Here is a 13,202-nt window from a genome sequence, read left to right on the forward strand (position 1 = left end):
ACGCAGCCCGCCCCGGCCCCTGACCCTCCCGTGCCCGCTCCCAGACGGCCGACAGGGAGGCCCTGCACGCCATCGGGGTGACCGCGGCGGAGGGCGCCCAAGCCGCCTCCGCGGTCACCCCGGTACCGCCGTCCCGCCGTCCCGCCGTCCCGCCGGGTCAGCGGACGCGGTCGTAGACCATCGCCAGCTCGCCCAGTTCTCCGGTCTCCTGGCGGCCGAGCGCCCACCTGGTGGACGGCAGGCCGTCGTCGAACAACCGCGCCCCGCCACCGGCGATCTCAGGGACGATCATCAGGTACAGCCGGTCGACGAGGTCGGCGGCCAGCAGCGGCTTGATGACGCTGGCGCTGCTGTTGACCAGGATGTCGCCCTCGCCCTCGGCCCGCAGACCCGCGACGACGTCGGCGGCGGGCGCGTTCACCATGCGGGTGCGCTCCCACGGCGCCTCGGTCACGGTGGTGGACAGGACCACCTTCTCGGTGTCCACGAGCCACTTGGCGTATCCGCGGTCGCGCGGATCGGCGTCCGCGTCCGCGGCGACCGCCGGCCAGTAGCCCATGAAGCCCTCGGCGTTGACCCTGCCGAGCAGCGCCGTCGTGGCGCCCCGCCAGATGCGGGTGAGGTGCTCCCGGGCCACCTCGCTGGTCACATACGGCGCGAACGCGCCGAAATCGCTGGGGCCGCCGGGGCCGTGGTAGCGCCCGTCGAGGGTGAGGGCCAGGTTCGCGGTCACCCTGCGGCCGGTAGTGCCGGTCATCTCGTGCTCCTGGTGTCATCGTCGTGCTCGGTGTCGTGCTCGGTGTCGTGTGCGGACGCCGCGGCGAGGACCGCCGCGAGCTTGTCCAGGCTCTGCCCGAAGCCGATCTCGATCCCCGCGACGAAGTCCGCGGACTCGACCGTGCTGCCGGTGATCCGGAGCCGGGCGTCCAGGCCGGTGCCGGCGCCGTCGGAGCGCAGACCGAGGTCGACGTGAGCGGTGAAGGCCGGCTCCCCGTTCGGCAGCACCGGGGAGGACCGGTAGCGCAGCCGCTCACCCGGGCGCACCTCCTCGACGACGCCCTCGGCGCGCCCGGCGACCGCGTCCGACCCGCCGGGGTCCTCGGCGTCGCGGTACTCCAGGACGACCCTGCCGCCCGGCCGCGCCTCGAAGACGAGCGCGGACACCCGCAGGTCCTGCGGCGCCCACCAGCCCGCCAGCAGCGACGGCTCGGTGAGGTGGCGCCAGACCAGCTCGGGGGGCCGCGGCAGCGACCGGGCGAAGGAGAACGTGCGGCCGTCGGCCCACCCCGCCTCCCGCGCGGCGAGCCGCTCGGCGCCCAGGCTGGCCCCGTAGCGGTGGAAGGTCTCGAGCGCGCCGCCGGGCCGGTCGGCGTCGTCGGCGATGCGGCCGAGCGCCGCCGCCAGGTCCCGCAGGGGACCGGGCCGCAGCGCGTAGACGCGGCGCTGGCCGGTGCGCTGGGAGGTGACGACGCCGGCGCGCTCCAGCGTCTGCAGGTGCTTGGTCGTCTGCGGCTGGCGCGCGCCGGCCAGCTCCGCCAGGACGCCGACCGGACGGGGCCGCTCGGCCAGCAGGGCCACGAGCCTCCACCGGGCGGGATCGGCCAGTGCGCCGAGGAGTTCCTCCATGCCACAGAGTATTCTCCAGGACGAATATTCGTGTCAAGGAATATTTTGGGGCGCGCGACAGCGACGCCAGGCGGCCGGCAGGTCGAGAGGGAGGAAGAAGGCGCGGTGGACGTGCCGGACGGCCCGCCGGACGCGCGAACGCCAAGGCCCCGGCGGGATCAACCCACCGGGGCCTTGGCGTTCAAGCCGGTGTGGTGGTCGCCTCACGGCGAAAGGCACAACGAAGCTCCAGCCCGGACCGCATGGGACCGGCGGTATTCCCCGAAGGCATCAGGTAGAGCCCGGGGGACACATGCCACACCGACGCACCCACTCTAGCGGCTCCGCGCCAGTGCCTCCTCCACCGCCACCCCGCACGTGAAGTTCCCCTCACCCCGCGGTGAGGGTCGCCTGCGACCGTGCACCACCCTGCCGGGAGAAGCGTCCACGAATATGAGTCGATGCGGGGGAATGCGGGGAGACCGGCCGGTCACCGCGCGGGGGCCGCACCGGCCCGCACACCGACGGCGGCCAGACCAGGCACAGACGAGGAGACGCGGCAGTGCGCACCATGAGGACGGGGACCACCAGGCCTGCTGGCGGCGGAACCGAGGAAAGCGACGGCGGCGGCGTGTCGGCGGCCTGGGACCTGGCCGCCGACACCCGCGCCGCGGCACAGGCGCGCGCGCTCACCCGCCGGTCGCTGCGCCGATGGCGCGTCACCGGCCCCGACGACGTCGCCGACGTCGTCCTCATCGTGGACGAGCTGGTCACCAACGCCGTCGTGCACGGCACCGGGCCCGTCCACCTGGCCCTGCGCCTGGAGGCCGCCCAGGCCGGGGCCCGCCTCACCGGCGAGGTCGGCGACGCCGACCCCCGCGCGCCCGGCGCCCCCACCGGGCCGCCCCCCGTCCTGGACTGGTCCGAGGCCGGCCGCGGCCTGCTGCTGGTCGCCTGCCTGGCCACCGAGTTCGGCGCCCGGCCCGCGCCGCCGGGCAAGACCGTCTGGTTCACCCGCGACCTCGCCCCCCTGGACGCCCCCGCCCTCACCGCCGACGCCCCGGCCGGCTGACTCCCCGGGACCGGCGCACCGGACAGGGTCAGGCCTGCAGGGGGCAGCGGTCCACCACCCACACGTCCTCCTCCTCGCCGCCCGCGGGCGGCAGGGGCGGCTCGTCGGTGAGCCGGTCCAGATGCCACTCGATGTGGGCGAGCGGGCCCCGCCAGCCCGCCAGCAGGTCCGCCAGCGGGCGCGGCGGCCCCGGCGGCCCGTAGGGGCGCGGGTCGGGCAGCTCGGCCTCCCACAGCGCGTCGTCGCAGCCGGCCGCCCAGTGCGCCACCGCCTCCAGCACCTGCTGCAGATCGCGCGCCAGATCGCCCAGCGACCGCAGCGCCATCGCGTCCTGGATCATCCGCTCCCGCGCGTCATAGGGCAACTCCCGCCCGAAGGCCGGCGGGAACGGCGGAGGGCGGCCCTCCAGCACCGGCTCCTCGCCCGTGGCCGCCGACCGGATCGCGGCCGCCTGCCACCGCGTCCACTCCGCCAGATGCCCCAGCACACCCCGCAGCGCCGCCGCGCCCTCGCCGCCGCCGCGGACCTGCGCCGCCGCCTCCCGCAGCCGCGAGCGCACGAACTCCAGCCGGTCCAGCGTCCACCCCCGCGCCCGCGCCGCCCCCGCCGGGCCCCGCGGCCCCGCCCCGGGCGCCGGGCGCGGCACCGGCACCCGCAGCGCCGCCAGCAGGTCGTCCAGATCCCGCACCTCGGCGCCCCGCCCCGACAGCACCGCCGCCCCGATCCGGTCCAGCCGGAACATCCGCGGCCCGTCGCGCATGCGGCACCACCCCACCAGGTACTCCCCGTAAGGGGCCACGACCAGGCCGTGCGCCTCCACGTCGCGGAAGCTGCGCGCCCCCGCCTGATCGGTGTAGGCCAGCCGCACGACCCGGCGGGAGCGCACGGCCTCGGCGAGCGTGTCGTGCACCGGGCCCATCAGCGAACCCACCTCGCCCAGCGGCTCGCGCGCGGCGGCGGCGGGCAGCGCGTACCCGCGGCCCTTGCGGGCCCGCACCGGCAGCCCGCCGTGCGTCAGCAGCTCCAGGTCGCGGCGGACGGTCCGCTCGCTGACCCCCAGCCGCGCCGCCAGCACCGGCGGGTCCAGCGGCTCGGGTGAGGCCGCCCGCAGCTCCGCGACGAGCGCCAGCAGCCGATCTACGCGATCCACGCCCCCATCGTGACCCCGCCCGCCGGCGATACACCCTCCCGCAGGGGCTTAAAACCCTTACCGGCGCGGGGTTTCGGGCCCCGCACGACGAGCCGCCGGGCCGCCGCCGGGTGGTGAGCCCGGCGCGGGGTCAGCGGCCCGACAGCTCCACCGCCAGGCCCTCGAAGTCGGCCGCCGTCAGCGACAGCGCGCTGCCGATCGCCTGCGTGGCCTGCGCGCTGCCCAGATGCCGCGTCGCGGCGCGGTCCAGGTAGGCCTCCACGAGCCGCGCCCCGGTCAGCCGGCCCCGCGGGCGCAGCGAACCCACCTCGCGGTTCACCACCGCCCACGCGTCCGACCCCAGCCGCAGGCTGCGCTCCTCGGCCAGCAGCCGCACCAGCGTCGCGCGCGCCGGCGCCGCCGACAGGTCCGGCAGCCGCACCGCCCGCAGGTCCGTCACCAGCTCCGGCGACGCCGCCGACAGCTCCCCGACGCGGTCCGGCTCGCACGTGCCCAGCAGCGCCGTCTCGTTCACGCCCTCCAGCCGCGTCCGGTACAGCACCGAGGCGTAGGCCGGGCCCTGCGACTCGTCCAGGATCAGCCCGTCCAGGCCGTCCAGCAGCAGGACGTGGCCCGCGTGGTCCTCCAGCGCCGCGCGCAGCCCGTCGGGGCCGTGCTCGCGCAGGTCCTCGGCGTGGACGGCGTGGACCTCGCCGCTGGAGGCCTCCACCTCCGCCAGCGCGCGGGCCACCATCCGCGCCAGCCGCCGCTGCCCGCTGGAGGGCGCGCCGATCAGCAGCAGCGCCGGCGTCGACGCGCTCGACACCTCCTGCCCGCGCAGCCGCCGCGCCCACTTGCCGCGCCGCCGCACCTCGGTGACGACGCGCTCGATGTCGTCGGCGCCGCACAGGAACCGGATCCCGTAGGCCTCGGCGACCTGCGGGGCCTGCTCGGCCACGGGCGCGGGCGGCAGCGGGGGCGGCGGCTCGGGCACCGGCGCGGGAGGCGGCGGCAGGTCCGCCTGCGGGGCGGGCGCCGGGACGGGGGAGGGCCGGTCGGGGGCCGGCGGCGCGTCCGCGCCGGGCCACGCCGGGCCCGGGTCGAGCTGGGTGCGGAACGCGTCGGTGTCCAGCTGCGTCGCGTGCGGCTCCGACGGCCACACCGGCTCCGGGACCGGCTCGTTCGCCGCGGGCCGCTCGGGGGCCTGCTCGGGCGCCGGGGCGGGCGGCTCGGGCGCCGGGGGAGGCGCGATCCGCGGCGGCGGCACGTCCGAGCCGAACGGGTCCGGCGGGGACGCGGGCCGCTCGGGGGGCGGCGAGGGGGGCTCGGGCGGGCCCTGCTCGTGGTGGGAGCCCGGCTCCGGCGGCGCTTGCGGCGGGGGCGGGGGAGCGTACTGGAAGGGCGGTTCCAGCGAGGCCGGGGCGGGCGGCCCGGGCGCGGCGGGCGCGGGGACCGGCGGGGCGGCGGGGGGAGGGGCCGGCGCCACCGCCGGCGGCGGGCCCGGGGCCTCCTGCGCCGGCTCGGGCACCGGCGCGACCGGCTGGTCGGCGCCGGAGGCGGCGCGCTCGGCGGCCATGTGGGCGCGGGCGGCCTTGATGATGTCCCACGCCGACAGCTCGTCGGTGGAGGGCGGGGTGTGCATCGCCGGGGACGTCAGCTCCGCCGCGACCGCCTGCGGCACCGCGAACCCCGTCGCCGGCGGCGGCACCTGCGCCAGCCGGCACCACGTCAGCCCGAGGGTGTAGCTGGTGGCCAGCAGCGCGGCCAGGGCGTCGGAGTCGTCGCTGCGCAGCGCGTCGGGTAGCCGCCCGTCGCGCGGCCACAGCGACCGCAGCGGGTTGGCCGGGTCGGCCAGCACCGCCTGCAGCGTGCGGGCGCTGTCGGCGTCCAGCCAGCGCTGCAGCGCCGGCAGCGCGCCCGGCGCGGCCTGCAGGTCGGCGGCCAGCACCGCGATCCCTGCGCGGCGGACCTCGTCGTGGCTGCGTCCCGCCGCGGCCGGGCGCGGCCCGGTGAGCCCCGCGACGATCTCCTGCAGGTCGTACAGGGCCAGGCGCAGGTACTCCCCGGGCGCGGTGTCGCGGACCATCGGGGTGGCGAACTCGGCGGGGCAGCGGCGCCGCCACTCCTGCAGGATCGCCTCGGGCCCGTACCGGACGGTGGCCATGTCCTGGTTGACCATCCGCAGCGACGCCGCGGTCACCGCGGCCAGCGCGTCGGCGCCGGGGCGGAACCGCGGGTCGGCCTGCAGCCCGGCGGCGACCTCGTACATGACGCGCGCGATGTGCGCGGCGCCGCCGCCGTCGCCGGCGCCGAGCCGGTGGACGTAGTAGCCGGCCAGGGTGGCGAAGTCCGGCGGCATCATCCAGTGCAGGTGGTCCGCCGAGGTCGTCAGGAACGGGATGAACGACTCGATCAGCGGGTGCTCGGTCAGCACCACCGGGGATCCCGCGCACCACAGCAGCGCGCCCCACGCGGCGGCGACGGTGCTGGGCGTGCCGGGCTGGAACATCGGGTCGCGCTGGGCGAACTGCTGCGGGTTGACCGCCAGCGCGGTGGTCAGGGCCTGGGAGATGCGGGCGACGACGGCGGTGTCGGGGACGGGCCCGAGGAACCCCAGCGGCGCCACGCGCCCGGCCGACAGGTCCGGGCCGGTGGGGAACAGCTGCGGCGGGACGGGCGGCGTCCCGGCGCCCTGGGGGGCGGGGACGGCGACGCGGCGGTCCTCGAACTGCGCGGGGGGCGGGCAGGGGTGCCAGGTGCCGTCCAGGCCGCACCGGTACCAGCGTCCCCACGCGCCGTACAGCCACCATTCGCCGGCGCCCCACAGCATCCGCGCGGCGATCTGCGCCGCCCGGTCGGCCTGCTGGGCGCTCTGCCACCACGGTGAGGCCACCAGCTCGCGCACGTTGCCCTCGACCGAGGCGAACAGATCGCCGCTCGGGCCCCCTCCGGTTCCACCGGGCCCCGCCCCGGCCGCCTGCCAGCTCATCCGGCGAATAGTAGTAGCAGCGGGCGTCGCATCCGGCATCGCCTGCATTACGGGCCGGTATCCCGCGATCGACGTGTAAGGACCGTTATGGCAGGATGCTCATTAGCCCGCCGGGGGCGGGCTCGGCGGCACACCGCGCGACCCGGGGGTGAGGATGGACGGCGCCGCACGGACCCGCGCCTGGGGCCTGACCCTGGCGGTGCTGTCCTCGGTGTGCTTCGGCGCGTCCGGGCCGTTCGGCAAGGCCCTCATCGAGGCCGGGCTCAGCCCCCTGCAGGCGGTGTGGCTGCGCATCACCGTCGCCGCGCTGGTCCTGGCGCCGCTGCCGTTCCTGCTGCGCGGCCGGGCCGCCGTCCGCGGCCTGCGCCCCCACCTGCCCGCCCTGGCCCTCTACGGCCTGACCGGCGTCGCCGGCTGCCAGGCGTTCTACTTCGTGGCCGCCTCCCGCCTGCCGGTCGGCGTGGCGATCCTGCTGGAGTTCAGCGGCCCGGTCATCGTGCTGGCGTGGCTGCGGCTGGTGCGCCGCGCCCCCGTGCACCGCACCGCCGCCGCCGGCGTCGCGATCGCCATGGCCGGCCTCGCCCTGGTCGTGCAGGTGTGGACGGGGCTGTCGCTCGACCCGGTCGGCCTGGCCGCAGGGCTCGGCGCCGCCGCCTGCCAGGCCAGCTACTTCCTCATCGTCGACCGCCTCACCGGGAAGGTCGACCCCGTCGTCATCACCTCCGCCGGCAGCGCCGTCGCCGCCGTCGCCCTCACCGCCCTGGCCGCGCCGTGGGCGCTGCCCTGGCAGGTGCTGCCCGCCCCGGTGCCCGTCGCCGGGCACGCCGCGCCCGGCTGGGCGCTGGTCGCCTGGATCGGCCTGGTCAGCACCGTCCTGGCCTACCTCGCCGGCGTCGCCGGGCTGCAGCGCCTGTCGGCGCAGGTCGGCGGCGCCATCTGCTACACCGAGGCCGTCGCCGCCGCCCTCATCGCCTGGGCCGCCCTCGGGGAGCGCCTCACCGCCGCGCAGATGACCGGCGGCGCGATCGTGCTGGCCGGCGCCTACATCGCCCAGCGCGCCACCGTCACCCACCCCGAGGTCCTGAACGTCGCCCCCGCCGTCCCCGCGGACCGCCCGCAGGACCGCCCGCGGGACGGTGCACGGGACGCCGCGCAGGGCGGCGGGACGGGCCCGCAGGCCCGGGCCGCCGCCCTGCGCCGGTGACCGGGCCGGTGACAGGGCCGGGTCAGGCGTTCTCGCGGCGGAACCGGCGGGCGCCCAGCGCCACCGACGCCACCAGCAGCGCGACCGCCACCAGCGCCCCCTCCGCGACCGCCGCCGTCGCGTAGTCGCCCAGGAACGCCGCCCGCGCCGCGTCCACCATGTAGCGGAACGGCGTGAACCGCGACACCGCGTCCAGCCACCCCGGCGCCAGGCTCATCGGCAGCAGGATCCCCGACAGCAGCATCAGCGGCAGCGTGACCGTCGTCAGGATCGGCGCGAACGCGTCCTCGCTGCGGGTGCGCAGCGCCACCACGTAGGACAGGGACGCCACGCTCACCGCGAGCGCCACCACCAGCAGCAGCCCGACGGCGATCCCGCCCACCGGGGCCCGCAGCCCCAGCGCCAGCCCGGCCGCCACCACCACCGCGCCCTGGAACGCGACCACGACCGTGTCGCGCAGGACCCGCCCCAGCAGCAGCGCGGTCCGGCTGGCCGGGGTGACCCGCAGCCGGTCCACCACCCCCGACCGCAGGTCCGCGATCAGCCCGAACCCCGCGAACCCGGCGCCGAACAGCGCCAGCTGGATCAGCACCCCGGGCACGAAGACCTGCCAGGCGCTGCCCGCGCCGAACCCGCGGACGTCGACCAGGTCCGACAGCAGCGGCCCGAACAGCACCAGGTACAGCAGCGGCTGCACCGCGCCGAACACCACCGCGACCTTGCTGCGCAGCGTCTGCCGCAGGTACCGAAGGAAGATCAGGCGGGTGTCGGACGCGACCCGCCCGAGGGCGGCGGCCCGGCCGGGCCCCGCGGTCCGTGCGGGAGAGGCGGTCGGTGCAAGAGACATGGGGGACTCCTCGGTTCAGGCCGCGTCGCGCAGCGAGCGGCCGGTGACGGTGAAGAACACGTCGTCCAGCGTGGGACGGGCCAGGTTCAGCGACGCCAGCTCCACCCCCGCGCCGTCCAGCGCGCGGATCAGGGACATCAGCGCCGTCTCGCCGTCCTCGACGGTCAGCCGCAGCGTCGCGCCGGACACGGCGGCCTCGCGGACGGCCGGGTGCGCCGCCAGCGCCTTGCGGGCGTCCTCGACGCAGGCCGCCTCCGCCAGCTCCACCGTGACGACGTCCCCGGCGACGCGGCGCCTGAGCTCGGCGGGCGTGCCCTCGGCGACGATGCGGCCCCGGTCGATGATCAGCAGCCGGTCGCACAGCGCGTCGGCCTCGTCCAGGTAGTGCGTGGTCAGGAACACCGTCGCGCCGTCGTCGCGCATGGCGCGGATGTGATCCCACAGGTTGCCGCGGCTCTGCGGGTCCAGGCCCGTGGTCGGCTCGTCCAGGAACAGCAGCGGCGGGTGGTGCACCAGCCCGAGCGCGATGTCCAGGCGGCGGCGCTGCCCGCCCGACAGCGAGCCCGCCGGACGCGGCCCCAGGCCCTCCAGGTCCAGCTGCGCGCACAGCCGCGCGATCCGCGCCGACCGGTCGCGCACGCCGTACAGGCGGGCCTGAAGATCCAGCTCCTCGGCGACCGGGACGCCCGGGTCGGTGCCGCCGCCCTGCGCGACGTAGCCGATGCGGCGCCGCACCGCCGCCGGGTCGGCGCGCAGGTCGTGGCCGGCGACGGTCGCGGTCCCCGCGGTCGGCGCCAGCAGCGTCGTCAGCATCCGCAGCGTCGTGGTCTTGCCGGCCCCGTTGGGGCCGAGGAACCCGACGACCTCCCCGGGCGCGACCGACAGGTCCACGCCCCGGACGGCCTCGACCGTCCCGTGCCCGCCGGTGAAGGTGCGGGCGAGCCCGCGAGCCTCGATCACGATGACCTCCTTTGAGAACGACGGCCGCTAGCGTAACCCCAAATTTGCAGTCACTCCAAATTTGCAGTGACGCCAGTGAAGGTATATTTCCGTGCATGGGTGAGGACCACGTCCCCGGCGTAGAGCCGGAACTGGGGCTGCGGGAACGCAAGAAGCGCGAGACGCGGCGCCGCATCGCCGACATCGCCACCGGCCTGTTCATGACCCGCGGGTTCGACAACGTCACCATCGCCGACGTCGCCCGCACCGCCGACGTGTCGGTCAACACCGTCTTCAACTACTTCAGGACCAAGGAAGACCTGTTCTTCGACCGGCAGGACGAGGTCATCGAGGCCGCCGGGCGCGACTTCCGCGACCGCCGCCCCGGCGAGGGCGCCGTGGCGCTGTTCCGCCGCCGCTTCTTCGAGGGCCTGGACGCCCGCGGCCACCAGACCGCCTTCCACGAGGGCTCGGAGGTCTGGACCCGCACCGTCCGCGACAGCCCCGCCCTCATGGCCCGCCAGCGCGAGATCGGCCGCCGCGCCCAGGACCGCCTCGCCGACCTGCTCGCCGAGGCCACCGGCGCCGGCCCCGACGACATCGCCCCCCGCGCCGCCGCCGCCATGATCTTCGCCGTGCAGAACACGCTCGTCGAGCAGATCGCCGACCGCAAGAGCGCGGGGGAGACCCTGCAGGAGATGGCCGAGGACGTCTACGCCGCCGCGGCCCGCGCCTTCGACCTGCTCGAACACGGCCTCGGCAGCTACGCCGCCGCCCCCGCGGCCGGCGCCACGGGCACCGCCGCCGAAGGCCCGGTGGCCGGAAATTGAGTGTCGGCCCACCGCAGATCATTCCTAGACTTCATGGTTGCGGAGGCCAACAACCATGGACACCCCCACGCTCCTTGCCCACCTGCACCACCACGACACCGCCCTGAGCCTGCCCCGGGGCGCCTTCCTGCGCTGGGACGACGCGGACCTGCACCGCGCCGCGCACACCGGCGACCCCGAGGGCTACGCCCTGCTCGGCCTGGCCCCCGGCGTTCGGCCCTGGCAGCGCGCCCGCGTGCTGCTGCAGATCCTGGCCGCCTCCCAGGCCGGCCTGGACGACCGCGCCCGCGCCGTGCAGGCACGCGTCGCCCGCGTCCTGACCCTGGGCCTGCCGCCCGCCCACGTCATCACCGTCCTGCTCGCGCTGCGGCGGCTGCGCGCCAACCACAAGCACACCACCCGCACCGCGCTGCGGTTCGTCCTGGAGCACCCCGCCGCCGACGCGCTCATCGCCGCGCGCCGCCCCGCCCTGCGCGACTGCTTCGAGCACGCCCTCGGCACCGCCACCGCCCGCGGCTGCGCCTCCCGCATCGCCGGCGGCGACACCGCGTCGGACTACCTCCAGCGGCGCCTGCTGCGCTTCCTCACCCACCCCGCCGCCGCGCCCGCCCGCGTCCGGGCCCTCTACAACGCCGACAACGCGGCGGCCGCGGCCGCGGCGGGCGGCCCCGCCGCGGTGGGGGAGCCGGTGCTGCCCGTCGACACCGTCCGCGAACGGCCCGCCACCATCACCGCCACCAACCGCGGCGACATCGCCGCCACCCTCGTCCACCTGTACCGGGGCGGGCCCGCCGAAGACCTCTACGCCGCCCTCGGCCGCTACGTCGGCGCCGCCGCCGCGGCGTTCCCCCGCTTCACCGGCACCGTCGCCCTGGTCATGGACGCCTCGGCGTCCATGCGCGGCTACGGCGACCGCGAATGGGCCGCACTGTCCCAAACCGCCGCGCTGCGCATGGTGCTGTCGCAGGTGTGCGCCCGGCTGGAGGTCATCGAGACCGGCGGCGACGAGCGCACCCCCCGCGGCGCCACCGACCTGGCCACCGGCGTCCTGGACGCCCTGGGCGCCGGCCCCGACCTGGTCGCCGTCGTCTCCGACGGCTACGAGAACGTCTTCCCCGGCGACCTGGCCAGGGTCGTGGCGAGCCTGCCGCACGCCGGCATCACCACCCCCGTGGTGTTCTGCCACGCCCTGTTCACCGGCAGCGACGACCTGACGCTGCGGCGCCCCGCCCCGGCCCTGCCCCAGCGCGGCTTCTGGCACCAGGACGACTTCGCCGAACTGCTGCCCTGGATGTTCGGGCACTGCGACGCCGGCGCGCCCTGGCTGCGCGCCGCCCTGCACGACCGCCTGGACGCCCTCGACCGGCAGGCCGACACCCTCACCGCCCGCATCGCCGCCTGAACCGGCCCGTGCGCGGACGCGCCGCGCCCGCACGCCCGACGCACGCCCGACGCACGCGCAATGCACGCCCCCACCACCCTGAAGGGAGCACCGCATGACCCAGATGACGGCGCTCGACACCCTCGTCCCCGGCCCCCTCAGCCTCGCCGGGCACCGCCTGGGCACCCCCCAGCAGGCCGGCGCGCTCACCATGGTGCCCATCTCCGGACCCGCCCACCGCGGCTTCGTGCCGCCCCGCACCGGCCTCAAACTGACCCGCGTCGTCGGCTACGGGCAGGTCGAACTCGCCAACCGCGCCGACTCCGGCGTCGCCATCGTCCCCCTGCACATCGGCTACATCCAGGACCACGCCCAGAACCACGCCCTGTGCCGGTCGGCGTTCCTGGCCGCCGGGCAGACCGTGCGCTTCGACGACGCCTGCTGCGTCCAGCAGAGCCAGGGCGGCTACCTCAGCGAGCGCGACCAGTGGTTCTTCGTCCTGCCGCTGGAACTGCGCGCCCGCGCCCTGGACCTGCGCGGCGTCACCGGCTACAGCAAGCTGTGGGACGACATCGCCGCCCTCAACGCCCGCCACGGCCTGCCCCGCCGCGGCCACCTGGAGCAGATCCTGTCCCGCAAGCGGGCCGTGCTGACCCAGTTCCAGTCCCGCCTGGAACCGCAGCCCGGCCAGCTCGGCGCCCTGTTCTTCGTCTCCGGCCGCTTCGCCGGCCTGGAGATCGCACCCGACCCCCGCTACTTCGCCGAGATGTGGACCGCGCTGGTCTGCTTCGCCTACGGCGTCGCCGCCTGGCACGCCGAACCCTCCCCGCCTGGCCCCGACACGGCCCCCTACGACCTCGGCCCCACCGACCTCGCCCCCAACGGCGGGGGGCCGTACGAGGCGGCCGGGCTCGCCGGGCTGCGCGCCGCCCTGGAACGCGACCGCTCCGCCCGCCTCACCGAGATCGGCGGCTGGCTCGCCGGCGCCCCCGCCGGCCCCGTCGAACTGCGCGAGGAGGAGCGCTACCTCGACCTGCGGCTGTCCACCGTCACCGGCCCCCACCTGGCCGGGCAGATCGTCACCGACGGCGACCGCACCGTCTACGCGTCCCTGTTCGCCCGCTGACCGCCCGCCCCGGGGCGTCCCCGAACGAAAAAAGGGGTTGCCCCCGGGGCGCGGCGCCCGGTTGAATCAGAACCGCGGGA

The 13,202-nt window shown here is 76.8% G+C and carries 11 protein-coding genes; 5 read left to right on the forward strand and 6 right to left on the reverse strand.

Translation table 11 applies throughout. The annotated features are described in order from the left end of the window. Positions 1–157: 157 nt before the first annotated feature. The gene (locus tag AB0H37_RS23585) at positions 158–757 is read right to left on the reverse strand and encodes a dihydrofolate reductase family protein (protein WP_360615137.1); all 600 of its coding nucleotides are present in this window, start codon (positions 755–757) and stop codon (positions 158–160) included. Next, the gene (locus AB0H37_RS23590) at positions 754–1,626 is read right to left on the reverse strand and encodes a metalloregulator ArsR/SmtB family transcription factor (protein WP_360615139.1); all 873 of its coding nucleotides are present in this window, start codon (positions 1,624–1,626) and stop codon (positions 754–756) included. Before AB0H37_RS23590 ends, AB0H37_RS23585 begins: the two co-directional genes overlap by 4 nt. 550 nt (positions 1,627–2,176) lie before the next feature. Between AB0H37_RS23590 and AB0H37_RS23595 the strand changes: the two genes are divergently transcribed. Further along, positions 2,177–2,677 (forward strand): ATP-binding protein, encoded by a 501-nt coding sequence (locus AB0H37_RS23595; RefSeq protein ID WP_360615188.1) that lies wholly within the window; start codon positions 2,177–2,179, stop codon positions 2,675–2,677. A gap of 28 nt (positions 2,678–2,705) precedes the next feature. Here the strand turns inward: AB0H37_RS23595 and AB0H37_RS23600 are convergent, their stop codons facing one another. After that, complete coding sequence (locus tag AB0H37_RS23600; RefSeq protein WP_360615141.1) at positions 2,706–3,827, reverse strand: WYL domain-containing protein; 1,122 nt, start codon at positions 3,825–3,827, stop codon at positions 2,706–2,708. Positions 3,828–3,957: 130 nt separating this feature from the next. Beyond that, complete coding sequence (locus tag AB0H37_RS23605) at positions 3,958–6,795, reverse strand: hypothetical protein (RefSeq protein ID WP_360615143.1); 2,838 nt, start codon at positions 6,793–6,795, stop codon at positions 3,958–3,960. A 154-nt stretch (positions 6,796–6,949) separates the two neighbouring features. Here AB0H37_RS23605 and AB0H37_RS23610 point away from each other — a divergent pair, with 154 nt between their 5' ends. Then, positions 6,950–7,999: a DMT family transporter gene (locus AB0H37_RS23610; protein WP_360615145.1), complete on the forward strand. Its 1,050-nt coding sequence runs from the start codon at positions 6,950–6,952 to the stop codon at positions 7,997–7,999. Positions 8,000–8,021: 22 nt separating this feature from the next. Here AB0H37_RS23610 and AB0H37_RS23615 read toward each other — a convergent pair whose 3' ends face one another. Together AB0H37_RS23615 and AB0H37_RS23620 are read right to left on the reverse strand one after the other, a co-directional pair. After that, complete coding sequence (locus AB0H37_RS23615) at positions 8,022–8,846, reverse strand: ABC transporter permease (protein ID WP_179834892.1); 825 nt, start codon at positions 8,844–8,846, stop codon at positions 8,022–8,024. 15 nt (positions 8,847–8,861) lie between these two features. Continuing rightward, a complete protein-coding gene (locus tag AB0H37_RS23620) occupies positions 8,862–9,806 on the reverse strand; it encodes an ATP-binding cassette domain-containing protein (protein ID WP_360615148.1) in 945 nt (314 codons plus the stop codon). Between the two features lie 95 nt (positions 9,807–9,901). On the opposite strand from AB0H37_RS23620, the gene AB0H37_RS23625 reads away from it, so the two are divergent. The 3 genes from AB0H37_RS23625 (at position 9,902) to AB0H37_RS23635 (ending at position 13,122) form a co-directional block, all read left to right on the forward strand. After that, positions 9,902–10,615 (forward strand): TetR/AcrR family transcriptional regulator, encoded by a 714-nt coding sequence (locus AB0H37_RS23625; protein ID WP_360615150.1) that lies wholly within the window; start codon positions 9,902–9,904, stop codon positions 10,613–10,615. 55 nt (positions 10,616–10,670) lie between these two features. Further along, complete coding sequence (locus AB0H37_RS23630; protein WP_179834895.1) at positions 10,671–12,017, forward strand: VWA domain-containing protein; 1,347 nt, start codon at positions 10,671–10,673, stop codon at positions 12,015–12,017. A 94-nt stretch (positions 12,018–12,111) separates the two neighbouring features. Next, positions 12,112–13,122 (forward strand): DUF6569 family protein, encoded by a 1,011-nt coding sequence (locus tag AB0H37_RS23635; protein WP_360615152.1) that lies wholly within the window; start codon positions 12,112–12,114, stop codon positions 13,120–13,122. Positions 13,123–13,202 lie beyond the last annotated feature (80 nt).

The sequence above is a fragment of the Actinomadura sp. NPDC023710 genome, assembly GCF_040639875.1.
Taxonomy (GTDB): Bacteria; Actinomycetota; Actinomycetes; order Streptosporangiales; family Streptosporangiaceae; genus Spirillospora; species Spirillospora citrea.